We start from the raw sequence: 18,936 nt of genomic DNA, 5'->3' as shown, positions 1-18,936 counted from the left end.
GGCGTGCCATGCCGTTTCGGTGAGGAAAATGTCCTGCACGACGAGATGGTCGAGCATGGCCAGCGCTTGCCGGGCATGCGTCTGGTCCGGGTCGGACATGGCCGGGTTCTCGCCCATGATGTACATGCCCTTGATCTCGCCGTCATGGATGGCGTCGATGATCTCGACGACCGTCAGGCCCCGCTTCGGATCCAGCGTCTGGCCCCAGAAGTTCTCGTATTGGCCGCGAATGTCGATGTTCTCGACCGATTTGTAGTCGGGGAAGTACATCGGGATCAGCCCGGCGTCGGACGCGCCCTGCACATTGTTCGGGCCGCGCAGCGGGTGCAGGCCGTTTCCCGGCCGGCCGACATGGCCGGTGATCAGCGCCAGCGCGATCAGGCAGCGTGCATTGTCGGTGCCGTGCGTGTGCTGCGAGATGCCCATGCCCCAGAAGATGATCGAGCGCTCGGCGGTGGCGTAGGTGCGGGCGACATCGCGCAGCACCGAGGCCTCGATGCCGCAGATTTCGGCCATGGCTTCCGGCGAGAAATCCTTCACCTTGGCTTTCAGCGCCTCGAATCCGGAAGCGTTGGCCTGGATGTACTGCTCATCGTAGAGCTTTTCCTCGATGATGACGTGGATCAGCGCGTTCAGCATGGCGACGTCGCTGCCCGCCTTGAAGCGCAGCGAATGCGAGGCATGGCGCATCAGGTCCTGGCCGCGCGGATCGATGACGATCAGCTTGGCGCCGCGCTTGGCCGCCTGCTTGAAGAAGGTCGCGGCGACCGGATGGTTGGTGGTCGGGCGCGCGCCGATGACAATGATGCAGTCGGCCTCGACCGCATGGGCGGCGATCAGCGCGCCCTCGAAGGTCCGGTGCGGGTCCCTTTCGAGGTAGATGTGGTCCTTGAACGTGCCCGGCTCGCCATTGATCGACATCAGCCGCGGGGCCGGGTAGGAGCGGACGAAGCCCCATTTCTTGCCGGCGGGGAAACCCGCGCCGCCTAGACCGCGCAGACCTGCGTTCTGCATCGTCTCCATGATGGCATCGACGCCAAGCCATCACGCACTTTTTGCAGCAACTGATAGCCGCCGGCGGCACGATAGGCTTCAAGGCCGATGTAGTCGGGCACAACGACCTTGATGTCGCCCTCGCGCGCCATGTTCAACAGCCCTTGGCTGCTGGCGTGATCGACTTCGCGGTCGCCGATGCGGGCGGCCGGGGCGGTGGCGCAGCGGCCCATGCAGGGCGCGCGCACGACGCGAATGGCTTTCGGGTCGACACCGGCCGTAACTTCGCCGATCAGGTCCTCGGCGCCCGCCAGCATGCAGCTTATCGAATCGCAAACCCGGATCGTCAGCGGCGCGGGCCTGCCCTCGCCTTCCTTCACGACATCGAAATGGTCGTAGAACGTCGCCACCTCGTAGACCTCTGCCTGGGCCAGCCGCATCTCCTCGGCCAGCGCCCGCAAATGCGCCGCCGACAGGCAACCATAGCGGTCCTGGATCAGATGCAGGAACTCGATCAGGAGGTCGCGGCGCCGCTCGCGGCCGCCCAGAAGCTCCCGCACCTCCGCCAGCGCAGCATCATCCAGCACCCGCCCCTTGGGCCCCCGATCCCGTGGCCGCCGTTCCTGCATCGTCATGCTATTTCCACCATGAACTACCAATCTATCAAGACCCGGGCGCCCCAGCGCATGGACGGTCGAACGATTCTCTTCGAGCATCACATTCACCCCACCGTCAGCACGATCTTGCCGATATGGGCGTTGGACTCCATCAAGGCATGAGCATCGGCTGCCGCGACAAGGGGGAAGCGTGCATGGATGAGCGGCCGGCATTTGCCTTCCGCCAGAAGCGGCCAGACCTTCGATTCGAGTTCAGCGGCAATGCGCGCCTTGGCTTCCACGGATTGCGCCCGAAGCGTCGAACCGGTGTGAGTCAGCCGCTTCATCATCAGGCGTATATAGTCCACCTCGACGCGAGAGCCCTGAAGGAAGGCGATGTTGACGATGCGTCCGTCAATGGCTGCGGCCTGATAGTTCTTCTCGATATAGGCGCCGCCGACCATATCGAGAATGACATCGGCGCCGCGGCCGCCGGTTGCCTCCTTCACGGCGACTACCCAGTCACCGTTGCGGTAGTTGACCGCCACGTCGGCGCCCAGCGCCCGGCAGGCGTCGCATTTGTCATCTGTCCCCGCCGTAGCGATAACGCGTGCGCCAAAGGCCTTGGCGAGCATGATCGCCGTGGTGCCGATCCCCGAAGCGCCGCCATGCACGAGCAAGGTTTCTCCCGCTATCAGGCGACCGCGCTCGAAGACGTTGTGCCAGACGGTGAAAAAGGTTTCCGGAACGGCGGCAGCTTCTTCCATCGGCATGCCATCGGGAACCGGAAGCGCGTTGCTTTCATCGACGAGGGCGAATTCGGCGTAGCCACCGCCGGGCGTCAGTGCGCACACCCTGTCTCCCGGCTTCCAGCGTTTGACGCCGCTTCCGGTCGCCACCACCTCGCCAGCCACCTCAAGGCCGAGAAGATCGGACGCACCTTTGGGGGCCGGATAGAGTCCAGCGCGCTGCAGGACGTCAGGACGGTTCACTCCAGCCGCCGCAACGCGGATGAAGATTTCCCTCTCGCCAGGCGAAGGCACGGCTCTCCGCTCCGCCTTCAGCACCTGCGGCCCACCGGGCACAGTAATTGTAATCGCGATCATGCTGTCGGGACGGCTGGTCAGGTCCCTTCTCCGCATCTTAGGGACAGTGGACAAGGATCATTCATCGCCGCGTTGGTATGACGCGGTCGGAGGAACTCTCGGTCCAAATGCCCTCGCTGTGTTTCTCGACGTAGGCCGCAAGACCCAGCGTATGGTCGCGGCAAAGCCGTTCGGCCAATTCCGTGTCGCGCTTTTCCAACGCGTCGATAATCGCCAAATGATCCTTGATGGACTGGCTCGCGCGATCATTGCGGCCGATGGTGATCTTGCGGATGCCCCGGACATGCAAGAGGATGTCCTCCGTCATCTCCTGCAGGATCTTCGAGCCGGTCATCTTGATCAATGTCTGGTGAAACTGGATGTTGGCTTCCGAATATTCACTGAGATAGTCCGCCGGTTTGTGACCGTCATGGAACTTCTCGAAAATCTTGCGAAGCTGCTCGATTTCCTTACGGCTTGCGTTGAGTGAAATCAGCCGCGCCGCCATCCCTTCGAGAGCCGCCCAAACCTGGATCATTTCGATCACTTCACGCTTGGTCTTACGCAGCACCACTATGCCGCGGCGAGGTATCGATTTAACAAAGCCCTGCTGCTCAAGCATCGCGATAGCCTCGCGGATTGGCGTCCGGCTCACTCCGAGGCGCTCCGCGAGTTGCCGCTCGTCGAGCCACGTATCCTCGGTCGTGCCATAGATATCCATATTGGCGATCGCTTCCTTCAGCGTCGCATAGATACGCGTCTTGAAATTGGGCTCGGCGGCCAACGGCCCCAACACGAGTTCGGGAGTCGCTTCTTCGGCAAGGGGCCAACGCGTTTGGCTTCTCCCACTCATGTCAAGGCACCTCTCTTTTGAAGTCGAACTGGCATGTATAATGCCATATTTGTTGAGGTACGGTCATTCTCAAGGATGAGGCCGGTTGTCCAGCCCGCTTCGTGCTATTTCCGGCCCAAAATAGCGGCTTTGCCTTCCATAAGTTAATCAGCGTGCCAACTTCGAGCAAAGGTATACGCCCCACCCGGGTATCAGCCGGCCTTGGAAAGGATAGGCTGACGCGCCGGAACGCCCAGCAGTTCGGCCAGCGTCGTGCCGAGGCGCGCCGGTGTGGGCGAGATACGGATTCCTGCCGCCTCCATCGCCGCGATCTTGTCTTCGGCGCCACCTTTGCCGCCGGAAATGATCGCGCCAGCATGGCCCATGCGGCGTCCGGGCGGTGCGGTGCGGCCGGCGATAAAGCCGACTGTCGGCTTCGAGCGACCGCGCCTGGCCTCGTCACGCAGGAACTGCGCCGCGTCCTCTTCGGCCGAGCCGCCGATTTCGCCGATCATGACCATGGATTCAGTCGTGGGATCGGCCAGGAACATCTCCAGCACATCTATAAATTCCGTTCCCTTGATCGGATCGCCGCCAATGCCGACCGCCGTGGTCTGACCGAAACCCTGCTGCGAGGTCTGGAAGACGGCCTCATAGGTGAGCGTGCCGGAACGCGAGACGATGCCGACGGAGCCCTGCTTGAAGATCGAGCCGGGCATGATGCCGATCTTGCATTCGCCCGCAGTGATCAGGCCCGGGCAGTTTGGGCCGATCAGCCGCGATTTCGAGCCGGAGAGCGCGCGCTTCACCTTCTGCATGTCGAGCACGGGGATGCCCTCGGTGATACAGACGATGAGCGGAATTTCGGCCTGGATCGCTTCGCAGATCGCGTCGGCCGCACCGAAGGGCGGCACATAAATGACTGTTGCATCCGCGCCGGTTGCTTCGCGTGCCTCCATCACCGTGTCGAAGACCGGGAGCCCGAGATGGCTCGAACCTCCCTTCCCCGGCGCGACGCCGCCGACCATCTTCGTACCGTACTTGATGGCCTGCTCGCTGTGGAAGGTGCCGGTTTTGCCGGTGAAGCCCTGGCAGAGGACGCGGGTGCTTCTGTCGATGAGAATGGACATCAGTTAAGCCCTCCGACGGAATTCACGATTTTCTGGGCGGCGTCATCGAGATCGTCGGCGGGAATGACGTTGAGCCCGCTCTGCTTGAGGATCTGCTTGCCGAGTTCGACATTGGTGCCTTCGAGCCGCACCACCAGCGGCACCTTGAGACCCACTTCCTTCACCGCCGTCACCACGCCTTCTGCGATCACGTCGCATCGCATGATGCCGCCGAATATGTTGACCAGGATGCCCTTCACATTGGGATCGGCGGTGATGATCTTGAAGGCGGCCGCCACCTTCTCGGCCGTCGCGCCACCGCCGACATCGAGAAAGTTCGCCGGCTCGGCGCCGTAAAACTTGATGATGTCCATGGTGGCCATTGCAAGGCCCGCGCCGTTCACCATGCAGCCGATATTGCCGTCGAGCGTGACATAGGAGAGGTCGTATTTGGAGGCCTCGATCTCCTTGGCATCTTCCTCTGTCTCGTCGCGCAGAGCCGCGATGTCGGGATGACGCGCCAACGCGTTGGAATCGAAGCCGACCTTGGCGTCGAGGCAGCGCAATTTCCCGTCCTTCGAGACAATCAGCGGATTGATCTCCAGCATTTCCATGTCGTTGGCGGTGAAGGCAGTGTACAGGCTTTCGACCAGCGCCTGCGCCTGTTTGGCCAGATCGCCGTCAAGCCGGAGCGCCTTGGCCACTGCGCGACCGTGATGCGGCATGATGCCAGTGGCTGGATCGATCGAGAAGGTGACGATTTTCTCAGGTGTGTCGTGCGCGACCTGCTCGATGTCCATGCCACCCTCGGTGGACACCACAAAGGATACGCGGCTGGTGACGCGGTCAATGAGAAGCGACAGGTAGAACTCCTTCTCGATTTCGGAGCCTTCCTCGACATAGATGCGGTTGACCTGCTTGCCGGCCGGACCCGTCTGGAGGGTCACCAGCGTGTTGCCGAGCATCTCGGCCGCGTCGGCGCGGATGTCCACAAAGGATTTGGCAAGTCGAACGCCGCCCTTGGCGTCGGTGGAAAGTTCCTTGAATCTGCCCTTGCCGCGCCCGCCGGCATGAATCTGAGCCTTCACGACATAGACGGGGCCGGGCAGCTTGCCCGCGGCCTCGGCGGCTTCTTCTATGGTCGTGGCGGCAAAACCTTGCGGAACCGGTACGCCGAAGGACCGCAAGACCTCCTTGGCCTGATATTCATGGATGTTCATCGAGGAAAACCCTGAAAGATTTGCACATTTCTGGATGGCCCCGGCGCGACGCGCCGGGGAGCGATGATGCGCCGGGACCTGGTTTCAGATCAGAGCAGGCCTGCACCCCTGGCCCATTTGTACTTGGCGCCGAGCACTTCGACGGGAAGCTCGGTCGAGTAGGCGTAGGCCGGAATGCCATGCTGGTAGAGGTATTCGGCCGCTTCCTCGACCTCGACATCGCCGGCGAGCGACGCGACCATGGGCTTTTCTATGCCCTTGGCGGCCATCTCCTGCTTCACCTCGACCATCAGCTTCGCAAAGACCATCGGCGGCGTCACGATGGTATGCCAGTAACCCAGGATCAGCGCGTGGATGCGGTCGTCCTCAAGCCCCAGCTTGACGGTGTTCTTGTAGGTCTGCGGGGGTTCGCCGCCGGTGATGTCGACGGGGTTGCCGGCAGCGCCGAAGGGCGGAATGAATCTGCGGAACGCGGTGTCCAGGTCGGCCGGCATCGACATCAGGGAGAGCCCGTTGTCCACGCAGGAATCCGACAGCAGCACGCCGGAACCGCCCGCACCCGTGATGATGACAACATTCTCGCCCTTCGGCGTCGGTAGCACCGGTATACCGCGCGCGAACTCGAGCAACTGCCGCAGCGAGCGGGCGCGAATGACGCCGGACTGCTTGAAGACGTCCTCGTAGATCTTGTCGTTGCCCGCCAGGGCTCCGGTATGGGAGGAAGCCGCCTTGGCGCCGGCCGACGTGCGCCCCGCCTTCAGGACGACGACGGGCTTTTTCTTGGACACGCGCTTGGCCGCCTCGGCAAAGGCGCGACCGTCCTTCAGGTCTTCGCAGTGCTGGGCGATGATGCTGGTATGTTCGTCCTGCTCGAAGAAGGCGAGCAAATCGTCCTCGTCGATGTCCGACTTGTTGCCGAGGCCAACGATCGCCGAAACGCCCATCTTCGCCGAGCGGGAGAAGCCGATGATGGCCATGCCGATGCCGCCCGACTGCGACGACAGCGCCGCCGAACCCTTCACGTCATAGGCGGTGCAGAACGTGGCGCAGAGGTTGGCGGGCGTGTAGTAGAAGCCGTAGATGTTCGGCCCCATCAGGCGGACATTGTATTTTTGGCCGATCTTTACGATCTCTTCCTGCAGTTCCGGCGCGCCGGCTTCCGCGAACCCGGACGGGATCAACACCGCGCCCGGAATGCCCTTTTCGCCGCATTCGGTGAGGGCGCCGGCGACGAACTTGGCCGGAATGGCGAAGACCGCGGTGTCGATTGTGCCGGGAACGTCCTTGACGCTGCGGTAGGCCTTGTAGCCCAATATCTCGTCGGCCTTGGGGTGGATCGGATAGATCTCGCCCTTGTAGCCGCCATTGATGAGGTTCTTCATCACCGAATTGCCGATCTTGCCGTCTTCGGCCGAGGCGCCGATCACGGCAACGGCCTTCGGCCGCATGATGCGGTTCATTGCCTTGACGATGTCGTCCTGGCTGGGACGCGGGCGCGGCGCCGGCTGGTTATAGTCAACGACGATGCGCACGTCTGCGGCAATGGCGCCGTTCTTGGTCGCGAACACCGGATTGAGGTCGAGTTCGGAAATTTCCGGATAGTCATTCACGAGCTGCGAAACGCTCACAATCATATCGGCGAGCGCATCGCGGTCGACTGGATCGCCGCCGCGAACGCCCTTCAGCATCTCGGCAGCCTGAATGCCGTCGAGCATCGAAAGCGCATCGTCGCGCGTTGCCGGTGCAAGGCGGAAAGTGATGTCCTTCAGGACTTCGACCAGCACACCGCCAAGACCGAAAGCGACAAGTTTGCCGAAGGAGCCGTCGGTGACGGCGCCGATGATGACTTCCTGGCCACCCGCCAACATCTGCTGGACCTGCACGCCGGTGATCTGGGCGTCGGCCTTGTAGGCCTTCGCATTGGCGATAATCTTGTCATAGGCGGTCCGCGCCTCTTCGGCCGACTTGACGCCGACAATGACGCCGCCGGCCTCGGTCTTGTGCAGGATGTCCGGCGAAACGATCTTCATGACCACCGGGAAGCCCATGCCGGACGCCAGCTTGACGGCTTCCTCCGCGTTGCCAGCGACGCCTTCCTGCGGAACCTTGATGCCATAGGCGTCGCACAGCAGTTTGCCTTCCGGCGCCGTGAGCGCCTGGCGCCCCTCGGCCTTCACCTTATCCAGCACGTTACGGACAGCGGTTCTGTCGAGCATGATATCCTCCATGATGATCGCCTGTGACAGGCGTTATCGTCGATTTGAGCTACCGGCAGCACTTCGACCGAAGCCGTGTCGTTGCTTGGCATTTTGTATACCAGAAGAAAGCTGTCAAGCCTTTCCTGTTCAGGGCGCCCCGAATTCAGGGCGCCCGAAGGCTGGCGTGCCGAACTCCATGGCTCAGGCTCCGCCCGGCGAGAGGCGTCCACCGCCCCCGCGCATCTTGTCGAGCAGGAGAGTAATGAGCGGCCAGAACAGCATGATCATAGCCAGGCCGCAGATCGAGCCCACCAGCCAGTTGGACCAGAAGATGGACATATCTCCTTGCGAGATCAGCATTGATTGCCTGAACGAGCTTTCCGCCATGTCGCCCAGTACAAGCGCGAGCACCAGCGGCGCCAGCGGGTAATGCAGCTTCTTGAATGCGTAGCCGATAATGCCGAAGAACAGCATGATGACGACGTCGAGGAAGGCATTGTGGACGGTATAGGCGCCGATACAGCAAAGCACGATGATCACTGGCGCGATGATCGAGAAGGGAATGCGCAGGATCGACGCCCAGAGGGGCACAGTCGTTAGGACGATCAGGAAGCCGACGACGTTGGAAAGATACATCGAGGCGATAAGACCCCAGACGAAATCCTTTTGCTCAATGAACAGCATGGGGCCAGGCTGCAGGCCCCAGATAAGCAGGCCACCCAGCATCACTGCCGCGGTGGGCGAACCGGGGATGCCCAGCGTCAGCATCGGAAGCAGCGCACTTGTGCCGGCAGCATGAGCTGCAGTCTCGGGAGCCACCACTCCTTCGATTTCGCCCTTGCCAAAATCGCCAGGGTTCTTCGAAAAGCGGCGGGCGAGACCATAGCTCATGAACGAAGCCGGCGTTGCGCCACCCGGGGTGATGCCAAGCCAGCAGCCCACGGCTGCCGACCGCAGATAGGTAATCCAGAAGCGCGGCAAGCGAATCCAGGTATTCATCACTGAACGCAGCGTGATGGTCGTGCTCTTGCCCCGAAACGACAGCCCTTCCTCCATGGTGAGCAGTATCTCGCCGATACCAAAGAGGCCGATGACCGCGATCAGGAAGTCGAAGCCACGCATGAGCTCGACCGTACCGAAGGTCATGCGCAGTTGTCCGGTAACTGAGTCCAGTCCCACGGCCGCCAACGCAAAGCCGAGTGTCATGGCGGCCAGCACCTTGAACGGCGACTCGCGACCCATGCCGACGAAACTGCAGAACGTGAGAAGTTGTACGGCGAAGAACTCGGCGGGCCCGAAGCGCAGCGCGAAACCGGCCACCACCGGCGCGAGGAAGGTGATCACCACGACGGCGAGCAGCGCGCCGATGAAGGATGAGGTAAAGGCGGCCGTCAGCGCCTCGTCGGCCTTCCCCTGCTGGGCCATCGGATGGCCATCGAAAGTAGTGGCTACCGACCACGGCTCCCCGGGAATGTTGAAGAGGACGGAGGTGATCGCGCCACCGAACAGCGCACCCCAGTAGATCGAGGAGAGCATGATGATCGCGGCAGTAGGCGACATCGAGAAGGTGAGCGGCAAAAGGATTGCGACGCCGTTTGCGCCACCGAGTCCCGGCAACACGCCGATCAGCACGCCAAGCACAACGCCAACACACATATAGACGATATTCATGGGGTCGGCGAGAACGCCAAAGCCGTGAATGAGCGAAACGAATGCATCCATGGGGATTTCGTCCTCGAATCTTGGTCTAGGGGGCCTGAATTCTCAGAAGCCGAGCGCAGCCTCGAGCGGGCCTTTGGGCAGCGGAATCAGAAACGCAATCTCGAACAGCCAGAAGAGAATGAGGGGGATTGCGATCCCGACGGGCGCAGCCTTGCGGATCGAATATTTGCCCAGCCACATCATGAAGAAACAGATGTAGAGAGCGGAGGCGATGTAGATGCCAACATAGTACATCACAATGAGATATACGGCCGTTGGCGCGAGCACCTTCGCCACCAGCAGAAGCGCCGGCTTGGTCACGAAACTGGAAAGATCGGCCGTGCGGCTGAACAGGTTTATGGCGAAAGTCGCCGCGCTGGCCCCAAACAGGATCAGCCCGATGAAGAAGGGAAAGTAGCCGGCCTGCGGTCCGTCAAAGGCCCAGCCGGCGCCCACGCGGACGCTGTCGTACATGACGATCGCAGCGACCAGCATCAAGAGGCCTGCAACGACGAGTTCCATCGTTTTCATTGTAACCGTGAGCCCGGCCTCGTTGGCCGAGGCGGCCTCCTCCCCTTCGCCGGCTAACTTTTCGGGAACGAGGTTTTGCTCGCGCTCCATAAACATCCGTGCCTCTCCTATGGAAGTGCTGTTGCGATATCAGGCGGGCGGTCCGAGGCCTTGCCGGCCTCGGACCGTTGCGCCTTTAGTTCGCGGCGAGAAAACCCGCTTTGGTCATCAGGTCCTTGTGGACCACGGCGGCATCAGCGACCCACTTTTTGTAGTCGTCGCCGCTTAGGAAGGTCTGGGTAAATGCACCCTTCGCCATGAAGTCCTTCCATTCCTGGGTTTCGCGCACCTTTTGGAACAGGTCGACATAGTAATCGACGACTTCCTGGCTGACGCCCGGCGACATGAAGATGCCGCGCAGCATCTGGTATTCGATCTCTACGCCAGCTTCTTTGCAGGTCGGAATATCCTGCCATTTCGCTGTGCCCTGCGCCTCGATGCGCGAAGCGGCGAAGACGCAAAGCGGCCGTACGTTGCCGGCTTGCCAGAACGAAACCGCCTCGATCGGGTTGTTGACCGTCGAATCGATATGACCGCCGACGAGTTGCTTGGCAACGTCGCCGCCGCCCTTGAAGGGTACATAGGTGAGCTTCTTACCGGCGACCTGCTCGATCGCCACGGTAACGATCTGATCTTCCTGCTTGGAACCGGTGCCGGCCATCTTGAACTGGCTGTCGGCGCCCGATTTCACTGCCTCGATATAGTCAGTGGCGGTCTGGTATGGCGACTCCGAGTTCACCCACAGTATGAAGTTGTCGAGCGCCAGCATGGAGACAGGCGTCAGATCTTCCCAGCTGAACGGCACGCCGGTGGCGAGGGGCGTCGTGAACAGGTTGGATAGGGTGATGATGATCTTGTGCTCGTTGCCGTCGGACTCCTTCACATCCATGAAGCCTTCGGCCCCGGCTCCGCCGGACTTGTTGATGACCACCATCGACTGGTCCATGAGCTGGTGCTTCTGAATCACACCCTGGATCATGCGGGCCATCTGATCGGCGCCGCCTCCGGTTCCAGCCGGAATGATGAATTCGACGGTTTTGCTGGGCTTCCACTCGGCCCAGGACGGCGCTACGGCCGCGAGACTCGTTAGTGCAGTTGTCAGTGCCGCTACTGCCAGCGATTTCGCAAGTTTCATGTCGTTTCTCCTCCCAGATTAAGCGACGCGACTCCCTTGATTTATTCCGCGCGCTCGTTTGACACTGCAGTCGCTCGACCCACAAATCCAAGCGGATCCGAGCTTGCTCCCTGCCTGCTGTCTGTCTCTACAAATCTCCCTTTTCTGGTATAACGAATGCCAGTCGTAACAAAGGCTCGCCCATGCGTCAAGCTGAAAACTCAGGTCTCTCGGTTTGACTTATGGCATTTATTATGCCAGAAATGAGGCGTCACAACTCGCTTAATGGGCGATCAAGGGATTCAAGCGAGACGTCCGTATTTCAAAGGTAAGCCGAGCGCCAAGGGTGCCAAACAAGACGGCTGCGTTCAAGGAGGAGCAATACGCATGACCATCGTCGCGAAAGTCGAGCAGGCTACGTCAGCCGCCGACGAGGAGCGGGAACTGACGGATGGCTTTCATCTCGTCATCGACGCTCTCAAGCTCAATGGCGTCAAAACAATTTACGGCGTGCCCGGCATCCCGATCACGGATTTTGGCCGCATGGCGCAGGCCGAAGGTATCCGCGTCATCTCATTCCGGCACGAGCAGCATGCTGGCAACGCGGCTGCGATCGCCGGCTTCCTGACGAAAAAGCCTGGTATTTGCCTCACGGTGTCGGCCCCGGGGTTCCTCAACGGCCTGACAGCGCTGGCCAATGCCACGACCAATTGCTTTCCGATGATCTTGATCTCAGGTTCGTCGGAGCGCGAGATTGTCGATCTGCAGCAGGGCGATTACGAAGAGATGGACCAGTTGGCCATCGCCAAGCCGCTCTGCAAGGCGGCTTTCCGTGTACTGCACGCGCAGGACATCGGCATCGGCATCGCGCGCGCAATTCGTGCAGCAGTGTCCGGTCGCCCAGGCGGCGTTTATCTCGACCTGCCGGCCAAGCTTTTCGGCCAAGTGATGGATGCCGAGGCTGGCGCCAAATCGCTTGTCGAGGTCATCGATCCGGCGCCGGCCCAGCTTCCCGCCCCAGCCGCCGTCGAGCGCGCCCTCGATGTGCTGAAGGGCGCCAAGCGCCCGTTGATCATTCTTGGCAAGGGCGCTGCCTACGCGCAGGCAGACGACCAGATTCGCGCCCTGATCGAAAAGAGCGGCATTCCATTCCTGCCTATGAGCATGGCCAAGGGCCTTCTGCCTGACACGCATCCGCAGTGTGCGGGCGCGGCACGCTCCACTGTGCTGAAAGATTCCGACGTCGTCATGCTGGTCGGCGCTCGCCTCAACTGGCTTCTGTCGCACGGCAAGGGCAAGGCTTGGGGCGACGCGCCGAAGAAGTTCATCCAGATCGACATCGAGCCGAAGGAAATGGACTCCAATGTCGAGATCGCCGCTCCGCTCGTCGGCGACATCGGCTCCTGCGTGTCAGCCCTTCTCGAAAGCATAGACGGCAAGTGGCAAGCTCCTCCGTCTGATTGGATCAACGCCGTCAATTCGAAGCGGGAAGAAAACATCGCCAAGATGGCGCCGAGGCTGATGAAGAATTCGGCCCCGATGGATTTCCATGGCGCGCTCGGCGCGTTGCGCGCCGTCATCAGGGAGCGGCCGGACGCCATTCTCGTAAACGAAGGCGCCAACACGCTCGATCTGGCGCGCGGCATCATCGACATGCACCAGCCGCGCAAGCGTCTCGACGTCGGCACCTGGGGCGTCATGGGCATCGGCATGGGCTTCGCCATCGCCGCCGCCATCGAGACCGGAAAGCCGGTGCTGGCGGTGGAAGGCGACTCGGCCTTCGGCTTCTCCGGCATGGAGGTCGAAACCATCTGCCGGTACAATCTGCCGGTCTGCGTGGTCGTCTTCAACAATAACGGCATCTATCGCGGCACCGACGTCAATTCGTCGGGCAGCCCGGACGTCGCGACGACTGTGTTCGTCAAAGACGCGCGTTACGACAAGATGATGGAAGCATTCGGAGGCGTCGGAGTCCATGTCACGACGCCCGATGAGCTGAAGCGCGCCGTCGATCAGGCGATGGACTCCGGCAGGCCTACCCTCATCAACGCGGCGATCGACCCGGCCGCCGGCAGCGAGAGCGGTCGCATCGGCAATCTCAACCCGCAAAGCGTACTGAAGAAGAAATAAGGAAGTATTCTCATGAAAGCGCTCGAAGGCGTTCGCATCCTCGATTTCACCCATGTCCAGTCCGGACCGACCTGTACGCAGCTTCTCGCGTGGTTTGGCGCCGACGTGATCAAGATAGAGCGCCCGGGAACAGGCGATATCACGCGCGGGCAATTGCAGGACATCCCCAAGGTGGACAGCCTGTACTTCACTATGCTGAACCACAACAAACGCTCGATCACGCTCGACACCAAAAACCCGAAGGGCAAGCAGGTACTCGAGCGCCTGATCAAGGAGTGCGACGTGCTGGTCGAGAATTTCGGGCCGGGCGTGCTCGACCGCATGGGGTTCCCCTGGGAGACGATCAACAGGCTCAACCCGAAGATGATCGTTGCCTCGATCAAGGGTTTCGGTCCCGGGCCCTACGAGGACTGCAAGGTCTATGAGAATGTCGCGCAATGCACCGGCGGCGCAGCGTCAACCACTGGCTTCCGCGACGGCCCGCCTTTGGTCACCGGCGCCCAGATCGGCGATTCCGGTACCGGGCTGCATCTCGCGCTCGGCATCGTCACCGCGCTTTATCAACGCACGAACACCGGCAAGGGACAGCGCGTCACCTGCGCCATGCAGGACGGCGTGTTGAACCTCGCGCGCGTGAAACTGCGGGACCAGCAGCGGCTCGCCCACGGGCCGCTGAAGGAATACAGCCAGTACGGTGAAGGCATTCCCTTCGGCGCGGCCGTACCGCGCGCCGGCAATGATTCGGGCGGTGGCCAGCCCGGCCGCATCCTGAAATGCCAGGGCTGGGAGCAGGATCCCGACGCATATATCTATTTCATCACTCAGGCGCCGGTGTGGGAGAAAATCTGCGACCTCATTGGCGAGCCGACCTGGAAGACCGATCCGGAATATGCGACACCGCCGGCGCGCCTGCCGAAGCTGAACGCCATCTTCGCGCGTGTCGAGCAATGGACGATGACCAAGACCAAGTTCGAGGTGATGGACCTCTGCAACGCAGTCGATATCCCGGTCGGTCCCATCCTCTCCATGAAAGAGCTTGCCGAGGATCAGTCGCTGCGCGCCACCGGCACGGTGGTCGAGGTCGATCACCCGACGCGGGGGAAATATCTCTCGGTGGGCAATCCGATCAAACTGTCGGACAGCCCGACCGAGGTGGAGCGCTCCCCGCTCCTGGGCGAGCACACTGAGGAAATCCTCCGCGACGTGCTGGGCTACGACCACAGCGGGATCAGCGAAATCCAGCAGAGCGGCGCAATCGGCGCCCCACAGGCGATCGCGGCCGAATAACCACTCAATCGTCCGGGCGGCGGTATCATCGTATACCGCCGCCCTTTGTCTGCGTAACTCTCCGGCGGCTCTCGGATTATCCCGAAACGTGCCCGAAAAATGCGGCGGCGGTTTCCCAACCCCGATGTAACCGTCCATCGCCGCCAGTATCCCGGCATCCCTCCGAAGCCATCTCACACCGAGCAGGCGCCGCTTTCCGGCATTCGCGGATATTGAACGGGCGTTCCATCGCCATTGACCACCCTCGCCCGCTCTGGCATATTGTATTCCAATACAAAGATTGATCGCCTGCTGCTGGTTTCCGCAGCTAGGCGGAATGGCCGACAAGCCAATCGCAGCGTTCGGGGAGGATGTCATGCGACTGCACGAGTTCCAGGCAAAGACGCTGCTGACCGGCTACGGCATCGATGTGCCGGAGGGCCGCGTCGCGCTGACCTCAGAAAATGCTGCCGCGATTGCACGCGACCTCGGCAGCGAGGGCTTCGCCGTCAAGGCACAGATCCGCTCGGGCGGACGCGGCAAGGCGGGCGCGGTGCGCATTGTGCGCACGCCGGAGGAAGTAGCCACAGCCGCCGGCCTTTTCCTTGGCCGCACTTTCGTCACGGCCCAGACCGGCCCCGACGGCGCCAAGGCGCACAGCGTTCTGGTCGAGCGCGCAGTCACGGCGTCGCGCAGCCTCTACGTCTCGTTCTTCATCGACGCCGCGAAGGCCGAAGCCGTTCTGCTCGCGGGAGCGGAAGGCAGCGAAGACATCGAGCAGCAGGTGCACACCGGTGAAATGAGACTCGAACGCCTCTCCCTTGCTCCAGACGAAGGGATCGGCGAAAGCGAGGCCGCCGCGCTTGGCCAGCGCATCGGCATTTCGGGCAACCTGCTTCCCGAATTCACTAGCCTGCTGCAGCGGCTCGCCCGGGCTTTCTCCGCGCTCGACGCCACGCTGCTCGAGATCAATCCCCTGCTCCTGACCGGTAACGGAGATTTCGTGGCGGCTGACGCGAAGATCGTCGTCGACGACAACGCGCTCTTTCGCCAGCCTGAACTTGCCGCGCTGCGCGAAGAGCAGGAGGACAATGAAGGCGAGCGCGTCGCGCAGAACCGGCAGCTCAACTACATCCAGATGGATGGGGATATCGGACTAGTGGCAAATGGAGCTGGGCTTGGTCTCGCGACCCTCGACATGGTCCGCGCGGCCAATGGAAGGCCGGCCAACTTCATGGACATACGCACCACGGCCAGCAGCCTCGATGTCGCCTACGGCTTTTCGCTGGTTCTGAACAATCCGGCGGTGCGCTCGATCCTCGTCAATGTGCACGGCGGTGGCATGCAGCCTTGCGACACCATCGCCGACGGGCTCGGCATTGCGATGCGGCGGACCGGCCGCACGCTGCCGACGGTCGTGCGTCTTGCGGGCAACAATGCCGAATACGCGCGTTTCCGATTCGCCAATTTCGGCTGCAGGGTCATCGATCGGCCGGATATGTGGAGCGCGGCCACGCGCGCGGTCGAGGAGGCAAGGGCTGCTGGAGGAAAGCCATGACTATTCTCGTCGACCAGAACACGCGTGTCATTTGCCAGGGCATGACCGGAAGGGCCGGAACGCACTATTCCTCCGTCATGCTGGAATACGGCACCCGGGTGGTCGGTGGCGTGCGGCGGGGCAAGGGCGGCAGTCATCATCTCAACCTGCCCGTTTTCGACACGGTCGCCTCCGCCATGACGGAGACCGGCGCCAATGCCAGCATGGTCTTCGTTCCACCGGATCGCGCCGCGGATGCCATGATCGAGGCGATCGAAGCGGAGATGCCGCTCGTCGTTGCGCTTACGGAGCGGGTTCCAGTTCGCGACATGATGCGCGTGCGCGATGCGTTGAAGCATGGTTCCACCATTCTCGTCGGACCGAATTCGCAGGGCATCCTTGCTCCGGGCGTGTGCAAGATTGGCGTCATGGCGACCGGCAACGCGCGGCGCGGCAATATCGGCATCCTGTCGCGTTCAGCTTCGCTGACCAGCGAGGTCATCGCGCAGCTGAGCGACGCCGGGCTTGGGCAGTCTACCACGGTCGGCATTGGCGGCGACGCCATTCACGGCCTCAGCATGCGCGCCTGCTTCGAGCTCTTCCTTGCCGACCCCGACACCCACGGCGTTGTCGCTGTCGGGGAAATCGGCGGGACGGATGAGGAAGAGCTGGCCGAATTCATCGCCGCCGCGAAGCCTAAAATTCCGGTCGTCGCCCTCATCGTCGGGCAGCACGCGCCGGCAGAGCGCCGCATGGGCCATGCCGGCGCCATTGCGGGCAATGCCGGAGCGGATGCCAAGAGCAAGATCCGAGCGTTGCGCGAGGCGGGCGTCATCATCGCCGAAAGCCCCCATCTTGTGGGGGAGACGATGCACAGGGCGCTCACTGTGGCCGCCTGAAACTGTCACTCCCTCCCCCTGGGGAAATTTGCCCGGAATGCAGGGTTCCGGGCACTCTTGTTTCACGAGAAAGATACAAACCGGCTAGCGTCAGCCTCACTGCACGAAAGTGTTGGAGAGCGTGCCGATCCCCTCGATCGTCACCGAGACGGTGCTTGCCTCATCCTTGAGCGTGCCGACGCCGAGCGACGTGCCGCAGCAAATGAGATCGCCGGGCAGCAGCGTCATATCCCTGGACAGCGCGCTGACCAGCCGCGCCGGCGGGAAAATCATGTCGTCGAGCGGATAGTTCTGCCGCTCGACGCCGTTCACCTCAGTACGAACGGTGAGCCCGCGCACATCGAGATCGGTAGCGATCACCGGCCCGAAGGGGCCGAAGCCGTCGAAGCTCTTGGCGCGGGCCCATTGCGCGAACGTCTTGTCGCGCTGGATGATGTCGCTGGCGGTCAGGTCGTTCACGCAGGTGTAGCCGAAGATCGCCGCCGCGGCCTCCTCTTCGGAAGCATTGCTGCAGGCGCGGCCGATGACGATGCCGAGTTCGCCTTCATAGGCCACGCGCTCGGAATAGGATGGTGGCCGGCTGATGACTGCGCCGGACGCTGCGACACAGGAAGCCGCCTTCAGGAGATAGAGCGGCTCCTCCGGCTCCGGCACCGACAGCTTCGCCGCGAGCTGCCGGAAATTATTCCAGAGCGCGATGATCTTGGATGGCTGGCACGGCGGCAGCAGCCGGACGGCATCGAGCCGCCTCCTTAGATCCGTCGGTTGCGGAGCCTCGAACATCGAGCCGGCGTGAACCACGATCTCAGCGCCGGAAAGACTGCCGAAGCGTTCCTCGCCATCATCCTCGAACCGAACCCATCGCGTCATTATCTGCCTCCTTGTTAAAGCCGCGCCGGCTTTCAATGGTCCATTGCCTTGACGATTTCCTCAGTCATCTTCTTGGCGTCGCCGAGCAGCATCATGGTGCCGTCCTTGTAGAACAGCGTGTTGTCGATGCCGGCGTAGCCGGAGCCGAGCGAGCGCTTGACGAACAGGCAGGTGCGCGCCTTGTCGACGTCGAGGATCGGCATGCCGTAGATCGGCGAGTTCTTGTCGTCACGCGCGGACGGGTTGGTGACGTCGTTGGCGCCGATGACATAAGCCACGTCGGCCTGCGCGAACTCCGAGTTGATGTCCTCGAGCTCGAACACCTCGTCATAGGGCACATTGGCTTCGGCCAAGAGCACGTTCATGTGGCCCGGCATGCGGCCGGCGACCGGATGGATGGCGTATTTCACCTCGACGCCGGCGGCCTTCAGCTTGTCGGCCATTTCGCGCAGCGCATGCTGGGCCTGCGCCACCGCCATGCCATAGCCCGGCACGATGATCACCTTCTGGGCGTTCATCATCAGATAGGCGGCGTCGTCCGCCGAGCCCTGCTTGACCGTGCGCTCGACGCCGTCATCGGCGGCGGCGGAAGTCTCGCCGCCGAAGCCGCCGAGGATGACCGAGATGAACGAGCGGTTCATGCCCTTGCACATGATGTAGGACAGGATCGCGCCCGACGAGCCGACCAGCGCGCCGGTGATGATCAGCGCCAGATTGCCGAGCGTGAAGCCGAGGGCGGCCGCCGCCCAGCCGGAATAGGAATTGAGCATCGACACCACGACCGGCATGTCGGCGCCGCCGATCGGCACGATCAAG

Annotated in this window: 16 protein-coding genes; 4 read left to right on the top strand and 12 right to left on the bottom strand. The window is 62.1% G+C overall.

All coding sequences use genetic code 11. The features are described 5' to 3' along the window. From MAXJ12_RS34360 to MAXJ12_RS11010, 10 genes are all read right to left on the bottom strand, one after another. Positions 1-1,014 (bottom strand): molybdopterin oxidoreductase family protein (locus tag MAXJ12_RS34360; protein WP_008835931.1); only part of this gene is annotated, 1,014 nt, incomplete at its 3' end. Continuing rightward, positions 987-1,709 (bottom strand): NADH-quinone oxidoreductase subunit NuoE family protein, encoded by a 723-nt coding sequence (locus tag MAXJ12_RS38035; RefSeq protein WP_162097489.1) that lies wholly within the window; start codon positions 1,707-1,709, stop codon positions 987-989. The genes MAXJ12_RS38035 and MAXJ12_RS34360, both read right to left, overlap by 28 nt. Positions 1,710-1,714: 5 nt before the next feature. Continuing rightward, positions 1,715-2,731: an NAD(P)H-quinone oxidoreductase gene (locus tag MAXJ12_RS11045; RefSeq protein WP_420492371.1), complete on the bottom strand. Its 1,017-nt coding sequence runs from the start codon at positions 2,729-2,731 to the stop codon at positions 1,715-1,717. 25 nt (positions 2,732-2,756) lie between these two features. After that, positions 2,757-3,527 carry a GntR family transcriptional regulator gene (locus MAXJ12_RS11040; RefSeq protein ID WP_050898811.1) on the bottom strand — a complete coding sequence of 257 codons (771 nt, stop codon included), beginning with the start codon at positions 3,525-3,527 and terminating at the stop codon, positions 2,757-2,759. Positions 3,528-3,718: 191 nt separating this feature from the next. After that, complete coding sequence (sucD, locus tag MAXJ12_RS11035) at positions 3,719-4,636, bottom strand: succinate--CoA ligase subunit alpha (RefSeq protein ID WP_008835927.1); 918 nt, start codon at positions 4,634-4,636, stop codon at positions 3,719-3,721. After that, positions 4,636-5,835, bottom strand: coding sequence for an ADP-forming succinate--CoA ligase subunit beta (gene sucC, locus MAXJ12_RS11030; RefSeq protein ID WP_008835926.1), 1,200 nt, complete (start codon positions 5,833-5,835; stop codon positions 4,636-4,638). The genes sucD (MAXJ12_RS11035) and sucC (MAXJ12_RS11030) overlap by 1 nt, the downstream gene beginning before the upstream one ends. A gap of 89 nt (positions 5,836-5,924) precedes the next feature. Next, a complete protein-coding gene (locus MAXJ12_RS11025; protein ID WP_420492370.1) occupies positions 5,925-8,051 on the bottom strand; it encodes an acetate--CoA ligase family protein in 2,127 nt (708 codons plus the stop codon). Between the two features lie 183 nt (positions 8,052-8,234). Next, entirely contained in the window at positions 8,235-9,755 is a 1,521-nt protein-coding gene (locus MAXJ12_RS11020; protein ID WP_008835924.1) for a tripartite tricarboxylate transporter permease, read from the bottom strand. A 42-nt stretch (positions 9,756-9,797) separates the two neighbouring features. After that, complete coding sequence (locus tag MAXJ12_RS11015; protein ID WP_008835923.1) at positions 9,798-10,361, bottom strand: tripartite tricarboxylate transporter TctB family protein; 564 nt, start codon at positions 10,359-10,361, stop codon at positions 9,798-9,800. Positions 10,362-10,440: 79 nt separating this feature from the next. Continuing rightward, a complete protein-coding gene (locus tag MAXJ12_RS11010) occupies positions 10,441-11,439 on the bottom strand; it encodes a Bug family tripartite tricarboxylate transporter substrate binding protein (RefSeq protein ID WP_008835922.1) in 999 nt (332 codons plus the stop codon). A 366-nt stretch (positions 11,440-11,805) separates the two neighbouring features. Here MAXJ12_RS11010 and oxc point away from each other — a divergent pair, with 366 nt between their 5' ends. From oxc to sucD (MAXJ12_RS10990), 4 genes are all read left to right on the top strand, one after another. Then, positions 11,806-13,548 (top strand): oxalyl-CoA decarboxylase, encoded by a 1,743-nt coding sequence (oxc, locus tag MAXJ12_RS11005; RefSeq protein WP_008835921.1) that lies wholly within the window; start codon positions 11,806-11,808, stop codon positions 13,546-13,548. 12 nt (positions 13,549-13,560) lie between these two features. Then, positions 13,561-14,835 carry a formyl-CoA transferase gene (gene frc, locus MAXJ12_RS11000; protein ID WP_008835920.1) on the top strand — a complete coding sequence of 425 codons (1,275 nt, stop codon included), beginning with the start codon at positions 13,561-13,563 and terminating at the stop codon, positions 14,833-14,835. A gap of 355 nt (positions 14,836-15,190) precedes the next feature. Beyond that, entirely contained in the window at positions 15,191-16,372 is a 1,182-nt protein-coding gene (gene sucC, locus MAXJ12_RS10995) for an ADP-forming succinate--CoA ligase subunit beta (protein ID WP_040585817.1), read from the top strand. Then, a complete protein-coding gene (gene sucD / locus MAXJ12_RS10990; protein WP_008835918.1) occupies positions 16,369-17,250 on the top strand; it encodes a succinate--CoA ligase subunit alpha in 882 nt (293 codons plus the stop codon). The genes sucC (MAXJ12_RS10995) and sucD (MAXJ12_RS10990) overlap by 4 nt, the downstream gene beginning before the upstream one ends. 96 nt (positions 17,251-17,346) lie before the next feature. Here the strand turns inward: sucD (MAXJ12_RS10990) and MAXJ12_RS10985 are convergent, their stop codons facing one another. Together MAXJ12_RS10985 and MAXJ12_RS10980 are read right to left on the bottom strand one after the other, a co-directional pair. Beyond that, complete coding sequence (locus tag MAXJ12_RS10985; protein WP_008835917.1) at positions 17,347-18,120, bottom strand: fumarylacetoacetate hydrolase family protein; 774 nt, start codon at positions 18,118-18,120, stop codon at positions 17,347-17,349. Positions 18,121-18,152: 32 nt separating this feature from the next. Beyond that, positions 18,153-18,936, bottom strand: a 784-nt coding sequence (locus MAXJ12_RS10980) for an NAD(P)(+) transhydrogenase (Re/Si-specific) subunit beta (protein WP_040585808.1), incomplete at its 5' end; no start/stop codon positions are given.

Origin of the sequence: Mesorhizobium alhagi CCNWXJ12-2, assembly GCF_000236565.1 — a bacterium.
Lineage (GTDB): Bacteria > Pseudomonadota > Alphaproteobacteria > Rhizobiales > Rhizobiaceae > Allomesorhizobium > Allomesorhizobium alhagi.
Note: the sequence above shows the minus strand (reverse complement) of the source record. Positions and strands in the feature narration are given on the sequence as shown.

Excerpts from the sequence above, each read along its gene's own strand:
- oxc (WP_008835921.1), top strand. The coding sequence starts at position 11,806 with ATGACCATCGTCGCGAAAGTCGAGCAGGCTACGTCAGCCGCCGACGAG.
- MAXJ12_RS11020 (WP_008835924.1), bottom strand. The coding sequence starts at position 9,755 with ATGGATGCATTCGTTTCGCTCATTCACGGCTTTGGCGTTCTCGCCGAC.
- sucD (WP_008835918.1), top strand. The coding sequence starts at position 16,369 with ATGACTATTCTCGTCGACCAGAACACGCGTGTCATTTGCCAGGGCATG.
- MAXJ12_RS11025 (WP_420492370.1), bottom strand. The coding sequence starts at position 8,051 with ATGCTCGACAGAACCGCTGTCCGTAACGTGCTGGATAAGGTGAAGGCC.
- sucC (WP_040585817.1), top strand. The coding sequence starts at position 15,191 with ATGCGACTGCACGAGTTCCAGGCAAAGACGCTGCTGACCGGCTACGGC.
- MAXJ12_RS11040 (WP_050898811.1), bottom strand. The coding sequence starts at position 3,527 with ATGAGTGGGAGAAGCCAAACGCGTTGGCCCCTTGCCGAAGAAGCGACT.
- MAXJ12_RS10985 (WP_008835917.1), bottom strand. The coding sequence starts at position 18,120 with ATGACGCGATGGGTTCGGTTCGAGGATGATGGCGAGGAACGCTTCGGC.
- frc (WP_008835920.1), top strand. The coding sequence starts at position 13,561 with ATGAAAGCGCTCGAAGGCGTTCGCATCCTCGATTTCACCCATGTCCAG.
- MAXJ12_RS11045 (WP_420492371.1), bottom strand. The coding sequence starts at position 2,731 with ATGCGGAGAAGGGACCTGACCAGCCGTCCCGACAGCATGATCGCGATT.
- MAXJ12_RS11010 (WP_008835922.1), bottom strand. The coding sequence starts at position 11,439 with ATGAAACTTGCGAAATCGCTGGCAGTAGCGGCACTGACAACTGCACTA.
- MAXJ12_RS11015 (WP_008835923.1), bottom strand. The coding sequence starts at position 10,361 with ATGTTTATGGAGCGCGAGCAAAACCTCGTTCCCGAAAAGTTAGCCGGC.
- sucD (WP_008835927.1), bottom strand. The coding sequence starts at position 4,636 with ATGTCCATTCTCATCGACAGAAGCACCCGCGTCCTCTGCCAGGGCTTC.
- MAXJ12_RS38035 (WP_162097489.1), bottom strand. The coding sequence starts at position 1,709 with ATGCTCGAAGAGAATCGTTCGACCGTCCATGCGCTGGGGCGCCCGGGT.
- sucC (WP_008835926.1), bottom strand. The coding sequence starts at position 5,835 with ATGAACATCCATGAATATCAGGCCAAGGAGGTCTTGCGGTCCTTCGGC.